We start from the raw sequence: 17,423 nt of genomic DNA, 5'->3' as shown, positions 1-17,423 counted from the left end.
GCAACGGAGATTTAAAGCGCGCTGCATGAATCCGTTCGGACGCGACGCGCTTTGGAACGGCTGCCTGCTGTTCAGCCGCCGGTGGCGATGGTCAGCACCTTGAACGGTGTGGTGATGACGATCTCCGCGACCGAACCGACTGCCTTGCCTAGCCCCTCGCCGAGATTGTTGAGCTGCGTCGGGTTTGGCTCGTCCGAGGCGAGGCCCGCGGGTGTCCGTAGCCGGTCACCAAGCAGTTGCACCAGAACGGGGTTATCCGCGAATTTGGCATGGTTCAGCCGGTCACCCGATTTGAGCTTGCTCAAGTCGACCACCGATACCCCGTAGCTGGCGAGGTCAGCTGCATTGCCGTAGTCGCCGACACGTGGCTTGGCGCCGGACAGAAAACCCGACAACCTCAAGGCGCGGTCGTCGCCTGACAGCAGGATGGCGAACGGCTTGTTTGGCTTGCCATAACGAATCATCTGTTTCTTGAAGACGTCGACATCGATGTCGGGGGACGCAAGGATGACGTAGCCGAGCTTGCCGTCAAGATCTCGGTCTCCGGTGATGGCGAGTTGGCGCAATGCCTCCATCGTCAACCACGTTCCCATCGAATGAGCGATGATGTCGATGCTCTTTACCTTTGTCTTGGCAAGCATCCTCAGTGTCGCCTCCAGGTCGTCGCGCGCGGCGTTGGCGCTATCCTTGTCGTACAGGTAGCCGGTCGTCTTGGCGCTCGAAGCCCACGAGAACAAGACCGGTGTGCCCGGGTACTTGGTGTCATGGACAATCTGCGTCAGCCGGTAGATCCCATCGTCGAAGCCGTTGTTGAAGCCATGCACGAAAACCAGCGCTCGGTCGCCGCGCATGGCAATGTCGGCGCCGACCGCCTTGGCGAATTGCGGGGCGCCTTCGTAGTAGGTGACGTCCTTGGCGGTGAAATCGTTGGCCGGATTGCTGCTGGCGGAACCCTTGGCACGCTCGATGGCGCCGACCTGGTGGCTCGCCGGAACCGTGACATCGACCCGCGCGAAGCTGGTGGTTGGCGAGCGATCGCCGTCGAACACCTGCCGCGGGTCTTTCGTCGCCTTCCGGCGGGTGGTGGCGACGAATATCTCATGCGTGGCCGCGATGGCGGACGCTGGTACCGCGACCGTCGTCTTGTTCAGCAGATCATGCGTATTTCCGGCGCAGCCGGCGACCATGAGCGCGAAGGTTATCGCGACGAAACTCTTCAACCGCACAGTCACGCGCCGGCTCCCGCATAGGGCGACGCCAAACGCATGACGTCACCTTCTATTCCGATAAGGCCACAGACGGGATTGGTCCAGTTCAAAGTGGCCGGGACCTTCGTAAGGCTGGATTGACACGGCGAAACAGTGACGCCGCATCTATTGCCCTAGCAGGCTGATGCGGTCGGTCACATCCCGGTCGCTGGCAAAGCCGTCATCCTCGCGCAGCCGCTGGCCGATCATCTTCACCAAGGCCGGATTGTCGGCGAATTTCGTGTGGTTGAAGCTGTCGCTGCCTTTGATCTTGGAGAGATCGACGACCGTCACGCCATAAGAGGCAAGATCGGCGGCATCCTTGTAATCGCCGACGCGCGGCCGCGAACCGGCAATGAGGCCGGAGAGTCTCAGCGCGCGGTCGTCGTCGGACAACAGCAGGATGAACGGCTTGTCGGGCTTGCCATAGCGGCGCATCTGGCTCTTGAACACATCGACATCGATGTCGGGCGAGGCAAGCACCACGTCGCCGAGCTTGCCCCCGAGATCACGGTCGCCGCTGATGGCCATCTGACGCAGCGTTTCCATGGTCACCCAGGTTCCCATCGAATGCGCGACAATGTCGATGCGCCGCGCGCCGGACTGCTCCAGCATGCGCAATGTCACTTCGAGCTGGTCGCGTGCGGCGCTGGCACTTTCCTTGTCATAGACATAGTCGGTGGTCTTTGCGCCCGATGCCCAGGAAAACAGCACCGGTGTGCCCGGATAGCCGGAATCGTGGACGATCTGGGTCAAGCGATAGACCGCGTCGTCGAAGCCGGTGTTGTAGCCGTGGACGAAGACCATGACGCGGCCGCCGCGCGCCGCGATATCGGCGTTGAGCGCGCTGGAGAATTTCGGCTGCGCGTCGTAGCCGACCACCTCGGAAGCCATGAAATATTTGGCCGGATCATCCGACTTGCCGCGTGAGCGCCGTTCGATCTGACCAGTCTTGTGGAGCCCTGGGACGGTGACATTCACGCGCGCATAGTTCAGCGTCGCCGAGCGCTCACCGTCGAAAACCTTGTTGGGATCATCAGATTTCTTGCGCGTTGTGGCGATGAAGATGGAGTGGTTGCCGGCGATTTCTGTCACCGGCGCGGCGACGATGGCGCTGCCAAGCAATTCCTGCGTTTGCGGGCCGGCGCAGCCGGCGACGAGCAAGGCGAGAACAACGGTAAGTATCTTCTTCAAAGGCACGTCTGAAATTCCACTCCGGCCAAAAGGCCCATCCACCCCCGCGACACCTCCCGGACAGGGAGAGTGCGGCAGAACTAAGTCGTGTCACGTCGAAATGTGATCAGCGGCTGGTTACAGTCATCGCAGTGTTGCGCGAAAGCCAAAATGGCGGAAGGAAAGCCGGAATGTTGGAGAAGGGCAGCACCTCCGGCTTGAGGCGGATGCCGAGCACATCCGACATGAAGGCGCGCCGCGCTTCGATGCGGCTCCAGGCTTCGGGATAGCGCGCCGCGATCTCCTCGCGCAGCGCGTCGTCGGCGAGCGCGATGCCGTCCTCGATGTTGGTGGTGAAATGGTCGCTACCGGTCGCCGGGATGGTTGCGCCGGCAGTGAGAAGGTCTGGTAGAGAACGCGCTCGTAGGGCCCATCGCAGATTTCGGCGTAGCCCCAGCCCTCATTGCCGACGAGAAGTCGTGGCTGCTTGACGGGAACGATGACCAGCAATGTCTCCTCGAAGCGCGGATCGTAGCCTGAGAGATTGGCGACATTGGCGGCGTGCTCGCGGTCGCCATAGACGGCGAAGGCATCGAAACCGGCCTTGGCGCCGAGCGCCATCAGCGCATCGGTGCGCGCCTCATAGGTATTTCGGGCAACCAGCGGCATCACCGTCGGTTCGCCGAATTCCGGCAGTGACATGGATTTCAGGCCGACCGATGCAACAGGCATGAACAAACGCCCACAAGTGCTTGCAAGGATTCTGGGAATGCCCTTTGCGCAAGGGCATGAAGGGCCGGACAATGGCGTTGCGAAGCTGGATATGCAATAGGCAGGATCGGCTGCGCCGGATCCGCGTGCAACAGAGAGGCGCTGTGCGGCCAGATCGATGACATGCCTGTACGAAACATGCGGCACAAGGTGGCTTTCCGATGAGCAGTTTTTCCTCCCGCGTCGCCGTCGCCGCCGCGTCCATCCGTCAGATCTTTCCGGAAACGCCGCTGCAGGAAAACGACTACCTGTCGAAAAAGACCGGCGCTCGGGTGCTGCTGAAGCGAGAGGATTTGAGCCCGGTGCGCTCCTACAAGATCCGCGGCGCCTTCAATTTCTTCCGCAAGGCGCTTGCCGCCGGCAACCAGGCTGACTTGTTCGTCTGCGCGTCGGCCGGCAACCATGCACAGGGTTTCGCGTTCGTCTGCCGTCATTTCGGCAAAAAAGGCGTGGTGTTCATGCCGGTGACGACGCCGCAGCAAAAGATCGACAAGACCAGGCTGTTCGGCGGCGATTTCGTCGAGATCAGGCTGGTCGGCGACTTTTTCGACGACTGCTATCGCGCCGCCTTCGAATTCACCGAAAGCTCCGGTGCCCACATGGTGCCGCCCTTCGACCACAAGGACATCATCGAGGGGCAGGCGACTGTCGCCTATGAGATCGCGGACCAGATGGCCGGTGCGCGTATGCCTGACATCATCATGCTGCCGGTCGGTGGCGGCGGTCTTGCCGCCGGCGTCACCCACTATTTCGCCGATCAGGGCAGGGAGGCGCGTTTCGTCTTCTGCGAGCCGGCCGGGGCGCCGAGCCTGCACGACAGCCTCGCGGCCGGAAAGCGGCTGAAGCTCGCCAAGGTCGACAACTTCGTCGATGGCGCGGCGGTGGCCGAAATCGGCCGCGAACCCTTGCGGTATCTCAAGGAATTTGCCGCCGAAACGGTGCGGTTGATCCCGGAAAACCGGCTCTGCGCGACCATGATCGAAATGCTCAATATCGAAGGCGTCGTGCTTGAGCCGGCCGGTGCGCTGGCGATCGATGCGCTGAAGGATTTTTCCAGGAAGGAGATCCGCGGCAAGACCATCGTCGCCGTGGTCTCGGGCGGCAATTTCGATTTCGAGCGGCTGCCGGACGTCAAGGAGCGGGCGCTGCGCTTCGAGGGCCTGAAGAAGTACTTCATCATCCGCTTCCCGCAACGCCCTGGCGCGTTGCGCGACTTCCTCGAAATGCTCGGCCCGGACGACGACATCGCCCGCTTTGAATATCTGAAGAAGTCGGCACGAAATTTCGGCTCGGTTCTGATCGGCATCGAAACCAAGGACCGCCGCAATTTCGACCTGCTGAAGGCAAACTTCGAGGCCGAGGGCGTCCAGTATCAGGATATCACCGACAACGAGACATTGGCGGGATTCATCATATGAGCGGGAAGGTTTTCATCGCGCTGTTTTCCGGCATCAATGTCGGCGGCAACCGCATCGTCAAGATGGCGGAGCTCAGGTCGTTCTTCGAGGATCTCGGCTTTTCCGATGTCGCTACTTATGTGCAGAGCGGCAATGCCGTGTTCCGGGCGGGCAAGGGCGACGCGGCCGCGCTGACCAAGCAGATCGAAACGGCCTTCGAGAAAAAGTGGGGTTTTCATTCGCGCATCATGGTGCGCGATCTCCCATGGTTCGCACGGCTGGTGAGAGAAAATCCCTATCCGGAAGCGGCCGCCGACCATACCAAGCTCCATGCCTATGCGCTGGAGCGTGAGCCGACCGTCGAGGAGGTGGCGCGGCTGGCCGAAAAGTGCACCGGCCCCGAACGCTTCGAGGTGAAGGGCGACGTACTCTACCTCAGCGCGCCCGATGGGCTCGGCAAATCCGTGTTTGCCAACCTCATTCCGCGCGTTCTGAAGGTGCCGGGCACCGCGCGCAACTGGCGCTCGGTGCTGGCGCTGCTGGAGATGGCCGGTCAGGCCGGCAAAAACTAGATGCGCGATGCCACCATCATCGACATCGATCTGGCGAAGCGTGTCTTGCACGCTCATGGTGCATGCGCTGACGGCAGTGTGGCGATCCAGCACTCGATAGGCGGAAAGCGACGGCTCGGCCGCACCTCGAAAAATGGGCCAGCGGGATATCCGACGGCTGCTTATCATCGGCGCCATGGCCGTCATCCAGCCGACGGCCAACAAAGCAGGTCTGAAGCTTGGTTGAGCCTGTAGTCATTGAAATAATTCACTCATCGTGGAGAGAGAGACTCGCTGCGAGGGCTTCCGCCCGACTCCATTTGGCGCCTTCACTGAATTGCAACGAAAAGACTGCTGGCTCAAGAAATGATCTAACAACGAACAGATTATTCTCAAATACCATCTGATCAGCCGGTTCGAATTTAACTCCAAGCGTCTTTAGAGAACTCTCTGTAGCCCCGAACAATTTGGCAGCTTCTTGGTACCTGGATCGTATCAAAGCCACATGCCCCATGGCAGCCAGGTAATAGGTCACCATCAAGGGATCTTCATATTCGTTCGCAAGGTCTAGTGTTTCAACGAGCAACGTAGCGGCTGCTTTCCACTCATTCAGCTGTAGCACCACATGTGCGAGGTTCTGGAGCAAAACACCAGTCCAATATGTATTGTCGATCGCTCGCATACATACCAACGCTTCATCAAAAAAAACTTTGGCCGATGCATACTCACGCCGTAGCCGGGCTGCTTCACCAAGCGCCGTAAAGGTTAGGCCCATTCCATACAGATTTCTTTGATCCCGAAAAGCCTCCAGCGCAACCTCTACTTGCACCAGGCCCGAGGCGTCATTTGTTGCAAACGCTCTTGTTATTCCTTCCGTCATTAACGACATCGTTGATTCAGCCGCCATTTGGACGTGTTCAAAAATTCGACGAGAGGCTTGAAAGAATGGTTGTGCCTTGGACCAGTCGCCTGACATTAGGCGTAACCAGCCTGCAACCTCGAGAACTTTCGCGTTCGCAATAGTGGCGTCGCCGCCCTCAGTCAGTTCCAAAGCTCGAGCTATCCAAGTGTCCCCTTCGGTAAACTGGCCTCGCGTTAGCCACAGCCAAAGAAGAGCTTCCAAGAAACGACTCACGGTAGGGGTGTCCCCTAGTTGCAAACCGAATTCCATCGCCGCGCGAACGTCATCCAAGCAGGCGAGTAACTGAGGCAGGATCTCTTGGCGCTTCGAACGGACAAGATCGGGAGCCCACCTTTCCGCTAAGCTCAGCATCAGTGACATATGAAGCTCGCGTACGTGGACCTCCCTCCCGGTTTCCCGCAACTGCTCCAATCCGTACTCCCGGATTGTCTCCAACATGCGAAAATATGGTTCCTCGCCAAAAGAGTCGCGCTGGAGCAAACTCTTACGATATAGCGAATTCAAAACGTCAACGGCGCGCTCCCCTCCAATCTCAGTACTGCAAAGTTCAACCGCTTGATCCAAGCTAAAGCGACTTGAAAATACTGATAGTTTCCGAAACAGATCGCGTTCGATATCATCCAGAAGATTGTAACTCCATTGAATGGCGTTGCGGAGAGTCCTGTGCCTATCACCGAGGGACCAACTGTCCCAGCCAAGCGCACTGAAGTTGTTATTTAGATGCTTCAACAACGTTGAGGGCTCCAAGAGCCGGAGGCGCGAGGCAGCTAGCTCAATAGCCAATGGCAATCCGTCAAGACGACGACAAATTTCGCCGATTGTCGTTGCAGATTCGGTAGTGAGGACAAAGTCCGGCCGAACTCGACGGACGAGGTCAGCGAACAATTGGACGGAGTCGAATAAAGCGAACGAGTCTTTAGCGGTAACCTCGCTGGGCACCGCCAATGGCGACAGTTGGTATTCATGTTCGAGAAAAATATCCAGAGACTCGCGGCTAGTTACGAGGATTTTTAACTGCGCACAGCCCCTTAAAAGATCTAAAGCTATAGACGCGGCTGGCTGCACATGCTCGAAGTTATCGAGAATGAGTAGTACGCGCCGTGCATTCAGCGCGTGCCGGACAGTTTCGAAGGCCGATTGTCCTGGAAACTGGTAAATTCCCAAAACCTGGGCAATTTCCGGCAATACCAATTGAGCGGTTGAGACGGTAGAAAGTTGCACGAAGAATATGCCGTCAGGGAACTCATCAAGCAAGCCTGACGCAACCTCGATTGAGAGCCGCGTCTTACCAGTTCCTCCCGCGCCAGTCAGCGTTAAGAGTCGAACCTTCTTGTCGATAAGCAGCGAACGAACCATAGCCTTGTCTTTCGTTCTCCCAACAAAAGGCGTTAGAATACTCGGCAGGTTGTTAGGGCGATTGTCGAGAGATCGAATTGGGGGAAAATGATTTTGCAACCCATCCACCACAACTTCCCAAATTGCCTCTGGTGCACGGATATCCTTGAGAGAGTGCGTTCCCAGTTCTCGCAGGTGTGCGCGTGGCGGGAGTTTTTCCGTGTTTCCTTTCACTGTTGCTGCGGACAGCAGTATCTGCCCACCATGCCCTGCCTCGCAAATTCGAGCAGTGCGGTGAATGTCAAAGCCAGTATATCCGATTTGGGAGTTCAAGTTTAAATTTGCTGTGCCAGTGTGCAACCCCATTCTAACCCTAAGTTGGATGCCATTTTGCCAAGGCTCTTCATAAAGGAGGCATTGCGCATTGACCGCAGCCCCGATAGCGGCTGCAGCTCGATCAAAAATTGCAAAGAAAGAATCTGCATGAAAATCTATTACGCAGCCGCCTTCCGCCGCTGTAGCTTCTCGAAGTATTTCGATGTGGCGATTCAAAAGGTCTGCATATCGGCTGCCTAAAGATTCCACAAGTTTTGTGGAACCTTCGATATCGGTCAATAGAAATGTTAATTCAGTTGCTGGCTCATCAAACGAAGCCGCACGTGTTTGCCCCGTTTCGTTTTTTCGTTCCTTGAGAATATCAAGGTGAAAGTTTTGACCGTTGGCAGATGACATAAGCCGACCGCCTCACGTGGTTTTTTATTTTTAGGGAGCTACAATCGCCATATGCCTACACTTCTGCCTTGAAGATCAAGCTTATCAAGGCCAAGCTTCTCCTTCACGCTCGCAAGGCCTTCAATCTCTTCATCGCTCAGATCAGGAACCGCATTGATGGCTTCTCGACCTTCAGTTGTCAGGTCGGTATCGTCCAGCACCCCCGCGTTCACCAGGCGTTCAACGTTGGTCAAACCGTTGTTCATAACGACCTCCTCGCACGCTGCCTTCAAAGTTTAGGCCTTCGTGTGCGCTTGCACAAGCCAGTGAGGGTTCTCCCCCGGGGCAATCGGGTGAGCTTGAAGAAGCTCGATCTCCTGCGCCGGTTTCGTCCCTATCATGCCGGCGTGCCCGCCCATGATATCTGGGCGATATCGTGGCCAGCCATTGATGGCGCTCCTGCAACCAGTCGACGGCGTGGATGATGGTGACGTCCGGGTCTCGATACCGTTTCCAAATTACTTCGCCGGCTCTCGCTGCAAGCCTGATCGCACCGCTTGTCCGCGATCGCTGGGCCGTCGAGAATAACGTCCATTGGGTGCTGGACATGGTCTTCCGTGACGATGAGTGCCGACTATGGACCGACCACGCTCCTGCAAATTTCACAACACATGGCTCTCAACCTCATCCCAGCCGCACCCGGTTGAGGACGCGCTGCGGTTGAAGCGAAGGTCACCGCATGGGATGGGATAGGCGGGACTTGTCTACGGCAACAGGGGCACTCCTGGATGCGAACCCTTGCCACCTTTCCATCGCGCGCCTAAGGTCTCAAGGTGGGTAATGAGCGAGGTCGGATGTCATGAATGGCTCCAAAAGTGAAACGCTCAGGACGAGAGTTAAACTATTTTCCGCGCCCTTGAGCGCCACCACTAGAATTCTAATTGGGCGATCGGAGTTGCCGACGCTGATTTGTGACCACCTTGTTCTCCTACACCAAATCACGCGAGCAAGCGTGCCCCTTATGGTGGCGGCGCATCGCGAAACGGAACGCGCGGCAAGTGACCCAGTCTGTCGCCTCTTAGGCCCGTATCTTATCAAGCATATCGAGGAGGAGATGCATCACGACAATTGGACCCTCGAGGACTTGGACGCGGTCGGAGTCAGCAGCGCTAGCGTTCTCGCCGCGCCTCCGCCTGCAAATGTGGCCGCTTTAGTAGGAGCCCAATACTATTGGATTTACCACTTCCATCCGGTCGCGCTTATGGGCTACATGATTATGTTAGAAAGCAACGCTCCCTCAATGGACCTCGTCGATGAGATCGTCCAGCGGACTAGCCTTCCGGAGCAGTTCTTTCGCACTCATCGGATACATGCTGCATTGGATCCAGGTCACCAAGCTGATCTATATGAGTTGATTGATGAGTTGCCACTCAGCCAAAATCAGGAGCGGCTTATCGGATACAGCATTGCGCATACTGGCTTGATGCTAGCTAATTGTCTAGCAACGCCCCAGCTCTGGAAAGCAACTTAGTTTGTAACACTGCGTTGAGCCCGATTTATTTTGTGCCTTATCCCGCCATATTTACTGACAATATTTAAAGGCATCGCCTGCGTATGTATTTATTTTTCCGGAGTCGTAGTGAACTGTAGGTTCTACATTCGGAGTAGAACTCCCTGAAATTTCAGCTCACGAAAGAGCGTGGCGAACCGATGCTGTTGAGGTTCATCAGGCGGCAATGATTGGATCTTCTTCTGAGTCCAATCCTCTCAGTTTATGACCTGAGACCCTGATGAATTGCGCCGGTTGATCGGAGGCTCCGTGTGTAGGTGCCCCGCTTCACGCAAGTGCCTTCGCGTGTGGCCGTGATCGTGCTCGTCTAACGTACAGCTCCTTAGTTTTGAAGCAGATCGAAGCCTAACTCGTTAGCTGCCATTTTCGACATAGCTAGATCACGCCGCCGCCGGCTTCCAGTCGAAGGTCAGTTCTTCGCGGAAGGCGAAGCGCTTGATGTGATCAGCGACCACGCTTTCCAGGCGCTCGAGCGATCCTGCCTCATCGGTCGACACCTTGATGTGCAGTGCGGTCGCATCGGCATCCATGACGGTGCGACCGAGCGAGAGATCGATCGTGCCATGGTGCGGATCGAACTCGACCGGGAATTTGTGCGCCCAATGCTTGCACAATTGCTGCAGGTAGCGGCTGGCATGTTCGGTGGCGACGTCGGCATGGCTGGACGGCATGTGGAATTCTCCGCGGGCGGGTGCCCGTTCGCATGACAATGGGCCGGCGCTGGCGCCGGCACGACACCCCGAAGATAGGCATTATCTTGCCGAGCGCCAAAGGGCTGCCGGGCGGTGTCCTCCCGGTGTCCGGTCAACGCCTACCAGCTTCCGGTGTTCGGCATCGAAGCCCAGGGTTCGGCCTTGGCCTTGGCCGGGCCTTTCTGCAAAAGCTCGATCGAGATGCCGTCCGGCGACTTGATGAAGGCCATGTTGCCGTCGCGCGGCGGCCGGTTGATGATGACGCCATTATCCATCAGGTGCTGGCAGGTGGCGTAGATGTCGTCGACCTCATAGGCGAGGTGGCCGAAATTGCGCCCGCCCTTGTAGTCTTCGGGGTCCCAGTTGTAGGTGAGTTCGATCAGCGGCGCCTTCTCGTCGATGCCGCTCTGCTCGTCCTCTGAGGCGGCTAGGAAGATCAGCGTGAAGCGGCCCTGTTCGTTTTCATAGCGGCGGACTTCCTTCAACCCGAGCTTGTTGCAGTAGAAATCGAGCGAGGCATCGACATCGGCGACGCGGACCATGGTGTGCAGATAGCGCATGTGTTTTCCTCGATCTGTTGGGATGCGGCGCAACATAGGGTCGACCCGCGCAAAGGGCAATCTGCCGGCCGCAGGCAATGCCGGCAAAGAACAAATCCGGTATTCGCGCAATGAACCGTGAAAAAAGGCACGGCAGGTCTTGCACACACCGGAAGCCGCGGTGTTAATCTGGTGTCAAGAATCAGTTGCGGTGTTGTTGCAAAAAAGGGGGCATTCTTATGGGGGAAAAGGCCTCTTTGACGGGGCGGGCCGGAACCCTTGGCGACGCCTTGAAGCGCGATGAAGGCGGCGATGCCGCCGACCTGACCGAAATTGCCGGCGCCATCAAGTGGTTCGATGTGGCCAAGGGCTACGGGTTCATCCTTCCCGATGACGGTGTCTCGGGCGATATCCTCCTCCATGTGACATGCCTTCGAAAAGACGGTTTTCAGACAGCCTTGGAAGGGGCGCGCGTCGTGTGCCTGGTCAAACAGGGCGATCGCGGGCTGCAGGCCTTCCGCGTGCTGTCCATGGATGTCACCACCGCCGTCCATCCCGCCGAAATGCAGGAACAGCGCACCCATGTCGCGGTGACGCCGGAGAGCGGGCTCGAACGCGCTTTGGTCAAGTGGTTTAACCGCACCAAGGGTTTCGGCTTCCTGACGCGTGGCGAGGGCACCGAGGACATCTTTGTCCATATGGAGACCTTGCGCCGCTACGGCATCACCGAGCTTCGGCCGGGGCAGGTTGTGCTTGTCCGTTTCGGTCGTGGTGACAAAGGCCTTATGGCCGCCGAAATTCACCCCGATATGGGCACCTTGCCGATCTCGCACTAGGGCGGGCCCGGCCGAGGATTTCATATGACTCACAAGAACTGGCTGACGGCGGGCGTGTTGTGCGCCGCTGCTGCCGTCATCATCGCCGCAGGCGCCTTCTTCTATTTCCAGGTCCCCAGCGCGGCCGACGGCCGGGCGATGATCCTTCCGGTCGACCCGGCGCCGCTGGTCGCGGTGACGAAACAAGGCGAACGCTCCTTCTCGATCGAAGTCGCCGACACCGAGGCCGAGCGTGAGGCCGGCCTGATGTTCCGAGAGGACATGGCTGCCAATCATGGCATGCTGTTCGTCTTCGACGAGACACGCGATGTCAGTTTCTGGATGAAGAACACGCCGATGCCGCTCGACCTGATCTTTGTCGGCCAGGACGGCAGGATCCGCGCGATCAAGCAAGGGGAGCCGCAATCCGAGGCGATTGTGTCGCCCGGTGAGCCGGTCCGTTTCGTACTTGAGCTCAAGGCCGGTACAGCCGCCAAGGACGGCATCATGGACGGCGATCTGTTGCGTCATCCCGTGATCGGCACCGCGTCGGGGCCCAGCATGCCGCCGGCGGACAAGGGCGATTCTCCGAACGTCGATTCCGACTGAGAGCAGGGGTCGCCTTCCGATGCAGTTTTTTTCCCATGACGGGTTCGATCTTGCCTTCCTCGACCGCCAGCCGGCGTCGGGCGAGGGCGATCCCGTGCTCATGATCCACGGCTTCGCTTCGAGCCATTATGTCAACTGGGTGTCGCCCGGCTGGTTCAAGACGCTCAACGACGCCGGCTATCGCGCCATCGCCTTCGACAATCGCGGCCATGGCTCTTCATCCAAGAGCTATGACGAGGCCGATTATACACCCGCGAAAATGGCGTCCGATGCCGCCGCCTTGCTCGACCATCTCGGCATCGAACGGGCCCATGTCATGGGCTATTCGATGGGCGCGCGCATCGCGGCGTTCCTGGCCCTGTCCGATCCGGACAAGGTGGCGACGCTGGTCTTTGGCGGCCTTGGCATCGGCATGATCGACGGCGTCGGCGACTGGGATCCGATTGCCGCGGCCCTGATTGCCGAGGATCCAGCCGCGACCACCCATCCGCGCGGCCGCTCCTTTCGCGCCTTCGCCGACCAGACCCGCAGTGATCGCCGGGCGCTTGCCGCCTGCATCGCCAAATCCCGGGAATTGCTTGATGAGGCGGATATTGCCCGCATCGCCCAGCCGACACTGGTTGCCGTCGGCACGATAGACGATATAGGCGGCTCGCCCGACGAGCTTGCCGCCTTGATGCCGAACGCCAGGGCTTTCCACATCGAAGGCCGCGACCACATGCTGGCGGTCGGGGACAAGACCTTCAAGCAACGCGTTCTGGAGTTCTACGCCGAAAATCCGCTGTGAGCCGCCGCGCTGGTGCTTCCGCTTAGTCCGGTGCTCTGGCTGCTTGGACCGATTTCGCCAGCACGCACAGCAATTCGAACATCATCGTGGCACCCGCCAGCGCCGTCATGCCGGCGAGATCGAATGGCGGCGCCACTTCCACGACATCGGCGCCTACAATGTTCAGCCCGTCGAGCAGGCGCACCATTTCCTGCGCCTCGCGGGTGGTGAAGCCACCGAGCTCGGGCGTGCCTGTTCCCGGCGCCATCGACGGGTCGATGCAATCGATGTCGAAGGTCACATAGGTTGGGCCGGTTCCGGCGATGGCGCGCGCTTCCTCCATGACGCTGGCAGCACCCCGCCTGACGAATTCCTCCATGTAGATGATGCGAATACCCTGGGCGACCGCCCAGTCGTGCTCGCCCGGTTCATAGATCGAGCCTCGGATGCCGATCTGCACGACCCGTTTCGGGTCGAGCAGGCCTTCCTCGATGGCGCGGCGGAACGGCGTGCCGTGCGTATAAGGGTTGTCACCGAAATAACGGTCGTTGGTGTCGGAATGCGCATCGAAATGGATCATGCCGACCGCACGCTCCCTGGCAACGGCGCGCAGCACCGGCAGTGTGGTCAGATGGTCGCCGCCGGCGGCAAGCGGAATGGCGCCTGCCGTCACGATCGCAGCGATGCCTTCCTCAATGCGCTTCAAGCCGTCCATGAGATTGATCGGATTGACCGAGAGATCGCCGACATCGGCGACATTGGCGATGCTGAACGGCTCGGTCCCCGAGACATGGTGGACGCGCCGCATGAGGCTCGACTGGTTGCGGATCTCGCGCGGTCCGTGGCGGGCGCCGGCGCGGTTGGTCGTGCCGCCATCCCACGGTATGCCGAGGAGAGCGATATCGAGTCCTTCGGCGCTCGCCACCGCCGGCAGCCGCATGAAGGTCGACAGCCCGGCAAAGCGGGGAACGGCCGAGGCATCGACCGGCTGGAAGAAATTGCTGCTCATGATGCTGGCACCTCGGAAGAGTCCACGTTTGACGAATTCGGCATCTCGCAGTTCTGCCTTCTTGCGCCGCACGCGAAAGCCGGGAGAACCAGCGCGAAAAATCACGACGGCTTTTGCAGGGTCTCCAGCGAGCGCGCCATGTTCAGCATGGCCTGAGGCTCGAAGCGCTGGCGAAATTCCTGCGTGTGGAAGATATGTGGGCGGGCAAGGAAATCCTTCAGCACGGCACCCCGTCCGGCACGCCACATCGGCTCCTCCACCCAGTCATATTCGCGGCGGACCGCGCGTTCATAGGCGTCGAAAGCATCCGGCGCGCTACCCAGGATCGACAGGTCCATGTCGAGGAAGAGGCTCGCGTCACGTGTTGCCGCCGCGTTGTCGAAGAAAGGCAGTTGGTGCGTGGCGGTGGCGAGGATCATCGCACTGATGCGGTTCAGGCGCCCGGCATCGGTGCTGCCCGCAAGCTTTTTCTCGGCAAGAGCGGCACTTCTGGCCTCATTGTCCTTGGCCTTGCTGTCATAGATGGCGTCGTGGAACCAGATTGCCGCTTCAACGGCTTCGGGGTCTTGCAGCGACGCTCGATAGTCGCCGGCCAGCGCCAGCATCGCCTCGATATGGGTGAGGTTGTGGTAGTGGCGGTCCTCGCCCCGATAGAGCACTGACAACTCGGTTTTCAGAGCCGGGTCGATCAAGGGTTCGTTTTCCATGGCTGCTTGAATTCCTGCGAACCAAAACCATTTGACACAGCACTAAGGAAAATTGAGTTCAATCGTGCTATGATCTGACTTATATGTGCGGCCAGACAGCAGGCAGCACAACAGGCAAGCCAGCAGGACGCAGGACGAGACGTCGATGAACAGCATCAGCATTTCCCGCCACAGCGCGTTGCAGCCGGTGGATCCGATCTGGCGTTCGATCCGCGACGAGGCGATGGACGCGGTCAACCGCGATCCGCTTCTCGCGGCGTTCCTCTATTCGACGATCCTGAACCAGGAGAGCCTGGAAGAGGCCGTCATCCACCGGATCGCCGAGCGGCTTGCCCATCAGGACATCGGCTCCGATCTCATCCGCCAGACCTTCAAATCGATGCTGGCTGACGACAAGGACTGGCCGACGACCGTGCGCGTCGACATCCAGGCTTATTACGACCGCGATCCGGCCTGCGACCGCTTCATCATGCCAGTGCTGTATTTCAAGGGCTTTCACGCCATCCAGACCCATCGGCTGGCGCATTGGCTGTGGAACCAGGGCCGCAAGGACTTCGCGCTCTATTTGCAGAGCCGCTCGTCCTCGGTCTTCCAGACCGACATCAATCCGGCCGCCCGCATCGGCAAGGGCATCTTCATCGATCACGCCACCGGCCTCGTCGTCGGCGAGACCGCGGTCATCGAGGACGATGTATCGATCCTGCACGGCGTGACGCTTGGTGGCACCGGCAAGGCTGGTGGCGACCGCCACCCAAAGATCCGCCGTGGCGTGCTGATCGGCGCCGGCGCCAAGATTCTCGGCAACATCGAAGTCGGTCACTGCTCCAAGATCGCGGCGGGCTCGGTGGTGCTCTCGCCAGTTCCGCACAACAAGACGGTTGCCGGCGTGCCGGCCCGCGTCGTCGGCGAGACCGGTTGCGACCAGCCTTCCCGCCAGATGGATCAACTCCTGCCGTCGCAGTCCATGGACCAGGTGGTCAGCTTCGATATCTGATTTTTCCGCGCCGGCGCGCTGTCCGGCGTTGTTGCGATTTGACCGGTGGCGCTGTCGCTCCCGGTGCAATACGGCCGGCTTGCCTTTACATCGCCATTGTCGACGTGCCAGAAGCGCCCTTCAAACCAGCAAGCCCGATGATCGGAGAAGACTGTTGAAGCCGGACGAAATCAGAAAGCTCGACGCCTATTTCAAGCGCGTCTTCCAGAACCCCAAGCTTGAGGTCAAGGCACGGCCGCGCAAGGAAGATTCGGCCGAAGTCTATGTCGGCGACGAGTTCCTCGGCATCGTCTTCAAGGACGAGGATGACGGCGACTACAATTTCTCGATGGCGATCCTCGACATCGATCTGGGCTGAGCCCGCAATCCAAAGACAGGCCGCGCCGGGCGTGGCCTGTCTTTGCTGTCAATGTCCGGTCTTCAGGAATCGCCCGGCCTCGGCCGTGATCGCCGCGTCGAGCGTCTGCCAGTCGCCGAGGAATTCCTTGGGAAAACGGTAGGTGAGGCTGAGATCGTTGCCGACATGGACGTCCCGCTCGCAAGGCGCCAGCGATTGATCGGCACTCGGCCCGCTCAGGCAGCGGGCCACGAAGGGATCCTTGCCCGGGCGCTTGCCGACCACCAGCACCTCGTTCAGATAGCCTGATTTCTCGTTGAAACCGTAGACCGTCGTGCCGCCAGGTCCCGGAATGCCGGGCTGGACGATGAGCGCGCTGTAGATCGGCGCGAATCGGCCACTCATGTCGCGCGACATCATCTGTTGTTCGAAGGAAAGGAAGACGATGTTCCTGTTGGCTTCCGAGTGGTTGAAATCGTCGCGAGCCGCCTCGCTGTAGCCGTCCATCTGGGGATAACGCAGATAAAGGTCGAGACGCGTGGCGATGCCGTCGCGCCGGGCCTGGGCGAAACGGATGAAATTGGCCGGCACCGCGATGACATTGTTGCCGATCACGACCTGGCGGATGGTCGGATCATCCGTGTACCCGGCCATGGCGATCGAATGGCCGAACCATTTGCCGCCAAGGCTGATCGCGACGGACAGCAAGGCAAGTGCGGCGAAGGCGTAGAATACCCGCTTCATCAGCATGGAATCGACCACGGTGAGTTCCGGGCCGTCGGCGATCGCTGCCTGCTTCATCTCGGTCCTCATCCCAACCGCCCGTCCGCCATCCCACCTGTGCCTCGGCGGCACACATCGCACGGCACGGCTCTTGCAGCCTTCCTGAAACGACTGTGCGATTTCATGGTAAATGCAAGGTTAAGATGGCCCAGATGGAACTCCTCCTGTTTGCATTTCTTGTCGGGTTGACGGTTTGCGGGCTGGCGGGCTCGGCGATGGAACTTATGTCAGGCCGCAAGGTCGCCTTTGCCGAGCCCTATGTGTCGCCCTCGCATGTGCTGCGCTCGCTGGCGGCTACGGCTGGCGCCGGGCCGTTCATGCTGGTCAACGCTGCCCTCGATGCCCGGCGTGAGGGCCGTATTTCGACAGTCGCGCTCCTATCATGCGGCTGCACGGCGATCGCCTGGTCCTTGGCATTGGGCATCGTCGTGCTTGCCATTGCCTCATGGACGATCCGTCTCCTAGGGTCCGGCATCTGAGACGATTCGGAGACCG

The 17,423-nt window shown here is 59.3% G+C and carries 19 protein-coding genes and 1 pseudogene; 10 read left to right on the top strand and 10 right to left on the bottom strand.

All coding sequences use genetic code 11. The annotated features are described in order from the left end of the window. Positions 1–71: 71 nt before the first annotated feature. From EB231_RS22220 to EB231_RS22210, 3 genes are all read right to left on the bottom strand, one after another. Positions 72–1,232 carry an alpha/beta hydrolase gene (locus EB231_RS22220; RefSeq protein ID WP_172350712.1) on the bottom strand — a complete coding sequence of 387 codons (1,161 nt, stop codon included), beginning with the start codon at positions 1,230–1,232 and terminating at the stop codon, positions 72–74. Between the two features lie 141 nt (positions 1,233–1,373). Continuing rightward, positions 1,374–2,447 (bottom strand): alpha/beta hydrolase, encoded by a 1,074-nt coding sequence (locus EB231_RS22215; RefSeq protein WP_172350711.1) that lies wholly within the window; start codon positions 2,445–2,447, stop codon positions 1,374–1,376. Positions 2,448–2,564: 117 nt separating this feature from the next. Further along, positions 2,565–3,152: a hypothetical protein gene (locus tag EB231_RS22210; RefSeq protein WP_246740696.1), complete on the bottom strand. Its 588-nt coding sequence runs from the start codon at positions 3,150–3,152 to the stop codon at positions 2,565–2,567. Positions 3,153–3,352: 200 nt separating this feature from the next. Here EB231_RS22210 and ilvA point away from each other — a divergent pair, with 200 nt between their 5' ends. The 3 genes and pseudogenes from ilvA to EB231_RS35735 all read left to right on the top strand — a co-directional run. Next, a complete protein-coding gene (gene ilvA / locus EB231_RS22205; protein ID WP_172350710.1) occupies positions 3,353–4,609 on the top strand; it encodes a threonine ammonia-lyase IlvA in 1,257 nt (418 codons plus the stop codon). Beyond that, entirely contained in the window at positions 4,606–5,160 is a 555-nt protein-coding gene (locus tag EB231_RS22200; RefSeq protein ID WP_172350709.1) for a DUF1697 domain-containing protein, read from the top strand. The genes ilvA and EB231_RS22200 overlap by 4 nt, the downstream gene beginning before the upstream one ends. Before the next feature lie 72 nt (positions 5,161–5,232). After that, positions 5,233–5,365 (top strand): annotated as a pseudogene (locus EB231_RS35735) (transposase); the annotation flags it as partial. 42 nt (positions 5,366–5,407) lie between these two features. On the opposite strand, the gene EB231_RS22195 reads toward EB231_RS35735, so the two are convergent. Next, the gene (locus EB231_RS22195) at positions 5,408–8,128 is read right to left on the bottom strand and encodes an adenylate/guanylate cyclase domain-containing protein (protein ID WP_172350708.1); all 2,721 of its coding nucleotides are present in this window, start codon (positions 8,126–8,128) and stop codon (positions 5,408–5,410) included. A gap of 38 nt (positions 8,129–8,166) precedes the next feature. Beyond that, on the bottom strand, positions 8,167–8,373 hold the full coding sequence (locus EB231_RS22190; protein WP_172350707.1) for a hypothetical protein: 207 nt from the start codon (positions 8,371–8,373) through the stop codon (positions 8,167–8,169). A gap of 593 nt (positions 8,374–8,966) precedes the next feature. Here EB231_RS22190 and EB231_RS35730 point away from each other — a divergent pair. Then, on the top strand, positions 8,967–9,638 hold the full coding sequence (locus EB231_RS35730) for an iron-containing redox enzyme family protein (RefSeq protein WP_445299285.1): 672 nt from the start codon (positions 8,967–8,969) through the stop codon (positions 9,636–9,638). 419 nt (positions 9,639–10,057) lie between these two features. On the opposite strand, the gene EB231_RS22180 is transcribed toward EB231_RS35730, so the two are convergent. Next, the gene (locus EB231_RS22180) at positions 10,058–10,348 is read right to left on the bottom strand and encodes a DUF2218 domain-containing protein (RefSeq protein WP_172350705.1); all 291 of its coding nucleotides are present in this window, start codon (positions 10,346–10,348) and stop codon (positions 10,058–10,060) included. 140 nt (positions 10,349–10,488) lie between these two features. After that, entirely contained in the window at positions 10,489–10,929 is a 441-nt protein-coding gene (gene gloA / locus EB231_RS22175) for a lactoylglutathione lyase (RefSeq protein ID WP_172350704.1), read from the bottom strand. Between the two features lie 218 nt (positions 10,930–11,147). On the opposite strand from gloA, the gene EB231_RS22170 reads away from it, so the two are divergent. Genes EB231_RS22170 through EB231_RS22160 form a run of 3 tightly spaced genes read left to right on the top strand, consistent with a single transcriptional unit; the run spans position 11,148 to position 13,119 of the window. Further along, positions 11,148–11,744 (top strand): cold-shock protein, encoded by a 597-nt coding sequence (locus tag EB231_RS22170; RefSeq protein ID WP_056566589.1) that lies wholly within the window; start codon positions 11,148–11,150, stop codon positions 11,742–11,744. Positions 11,745–11,768: 24 nt separating this feature from the next. Further along, on the top strand, positions 11,769–12,332 hold the full coding sequence (locus tag EB231_RS22165; protein WP_172350703.1) for a DUF192 domain-containing protein: 564 nt from the start codon (positions 11,769–11,771) through the stop codon (positions 12,330–12,332). 19 nt (positions 12,333–12,351) lie between these two features. Then, entirely contained in the window at positions 12,352–13,119 is a 768-nt protein-coding gene (locus tag EB231_RS22160) for an alpha/beta fold hydrolase (RefSeq protein ID WP_172350702.1), read from the top strand. 22 nt (positions 13,120–13,141) lie between these two features. On the opposite strand, the gene speB is transcribed toward EB231_RS22160, so the two are convergent. Next, positions 13,142–14,107 (bottom strand): agmatinase, encoded by a 966-nt coding sequence (gene speB, locus EB231_RS22155; RefSeq protein ID WP_172350701.1) that lies wholly within the window; start codon positions 14,105–14,107, stop codon positions 13,142–13,144. A gap of 101 nt (positions 14,108–14,208) precedes the next feature. Continuing rightward, on the bottom strand, positions 14,209–14,814 hold the full coding sequence (locus tag EB231_RS22150; RefSeq protein ID WP_172350700.1) for an HD domain-containing protein: 606 nt from the start codon (positions 14,812–14,814) through the stop codon (positions 14,209–14,211). 145 nt (positions 14,815–14,959) lie between these two features. Between EB231_RS22150 and cysE the strand changes: the two genes are divergently transcribed. Both cysE and EB231_RS22140 read left to right on the top strand, forming a co-directional pair. Continuing rightward, the gene (cysE, locus tag EB231_RS22145; RefSeq protein ID WP_172229279.1) at positions 14,960–15,808 is read left to right on the top strand and encodes a serine O-acetyltransferase; all 849 of its coding nucleotides are present in this window, start codon (positions 14,960–14,962) and stop codon (positions 15,806–15,808) included. A 154-nt stretch (positions 15,809–15,962) separates the two neighbouring features. After that, positions 15,963–16,166: a DUF3126 family protein gene (locus EB231_RS22140; RefSeq protein WP_019857879.1), complete on the top strand. Its 204-nt coding sequence runs from the start codon at positions 15,963–15,965 to the stop codon at positions 16,164–16,166. 48 nt (positions 16,167–16,214) lie between these two features. On the opposite strand, the gene EB231_RS22135 is transcribed toward EB231_RS22140, so the two are convergent. Next, complete coding sequence (locus tag EB231_RS22135) at positions 16,215–16,946, bottom strand: hypothetical protein (protein ID WP_172350699.1); 732 nt, start codon at positions 16,944–16,946, stop codon at positions 16,215–16,217. A gap of 134 nt (positions 16,947–17,080) precedes the next feature. Here EB231_RS22135 and EB231_RS22130 point away from each other — a divergent pair, with 134 nt between their 5' ends. Then, positions 17,081–17,407 (top strand): DUF6949 family protein, encoded by a 327-nt coding sequence (locus EB231_RS22130; protein WP_445299284.1) that lies wholly within the window; start codon positions 17,081–17,083, stop codon positions 17,405–17,407. Positions 17,408–17,423 lie beyond the last annotated feature (16 nt).

The organism is Mesorhizobium sp. NZP2298 (assembly GCF_013170825.1).
In the GTDB taxonomy this organism is placed as follows: domain Bacteria; phylum Pseudomonadota; class Alphaproteobacteria; order Rhizobiales; family Rhizobiaceae; genus Mesorhizobium.
The sequence above is the reverse complement of the archived record's forward strand: the minus strand, read 5'-3'. Positions and strand labels throughout refer to the sequence as shown.

What these genes read in the sequence shown, in the direction of transcription:
- EB231_RS22210 (WP_246740696.1), bottom strand. Translation starts at nt 3,152, where the DNA reads ATGCCTGTTGCATCGGTCGGCCTGAAATCCATGTCACTGCCGGAATTC.
- ilvA (WP_172350710.1), top strand. Translation starts at nt 3,353, where the DNA reads ATGAGCAGTTTTTCCTCCCGCGTCGCCGTCGCCGCCGCGTCCATCCGT.
- EB231_RS22200 (WP_172350709.1), top strand. Translation starts at nt 4,606, where the DNA reads ATGAGCGGGAAGGTTTTCATCGCGCTGTTTTCCGGCATCAATGTCGGC.
- EB231_RS22195 (WP_172350708.1), bottom strand. Translation starts at nt 8,128, where the DNA reads ATGTCATCTGCCAACGGTCAAAACTTTCACCTTGATATTCTCAAGGAA.
- EB231_RS22190 (WP_172350707.1), bottom strand. Translation starts at nt 8,373, where the DNA reads ATGAACAACGGTTTGACCAACGTTGAACGCCTGGTGAACGCGGGGGTG.
- EB231_RS35730 (WP_445299285.1), top strand. Translation starts at nt 8,967, where the DNA reads ATGAATGGCTCCAAAAGTGAAACGCTCAGGACGAGAGTTAAACTATTT.
- EB231_RS22180 (WP_172350705.1), bottom strand. Translation starts at nt 10,348, where the DNA reads ATGCCGTCCAGCCATGCCGACGTCGCCACCGAACATGCCAGCCGCTAC.
- gloA (WP_172350704.1), bottom strand. Translation starts at nt 10,929, where the DNA reads ATGCGCTATCTGCACACCATGGTCCGCGTCGCCGATGTCGATGCCTCG.
- EB231_RS22170 (WP_056566589.1), top strand. Translation starts at nt 11,148, where the DNA reads ATGGGGGAAAAGGCCTCTTTGACGGGGCGGGCCGGAACCCTTGGCGAC.
- EB231_RS22165 (WP_172350703.1), top strand. Translation starts at nt 11,769, where the DNA reads ATGACTCACAAGAACTGGCTGACGGCGGGCGTGTTGTGCGCCGCTGCT.
- EB231_RS22160 (WP_172350702.1), top strand. Translation starts at nt 12,352, where the DNA reads ATGCAGTTTTTTTCCCATGACGGGTTCGATCTTGCCTTCCTCGACCGC.
- speB (WP_172350701.1), bottom strand. Translation starts at nt 14,107, where the DNA reads ATGAGCAGCAATTTCTTCCAGCCGGTCGATGCCTCGGCCGTTCCCCGC.
- EB231_RS22150 (WP_172350700.1), bottom strand. Translation starts at nt 14,814, where the DNA reads ATGGAAAACGAACCCTTGATCGACCCGGCTCTGAAAACCGAGTTGTCA.
- cysE (WP_172229279.1), top strand. Translation starts at nt 14,960, where the DNA reads ATGAACAGCATCAGCATTTCCCGCCACAGCGCGTTGCAGCCGGTGGAT.
- EB231_RS22135 (WP_172350699.1), bottom strand. Translation starts at nt 16,946, where the DNA reads ATGAAGCAGGCAGCGATCGCCGACGGCCCGGAACTCACCGTGGTCGAT.
- EB231_RS22130 (WP_445299284.1), top strand. Translation starts at nt 17,081, where the DNA reads ATGGAACTCCTCCTGTTTGCATTTCTTGTCGGGTTGACGGTTTGCGGG.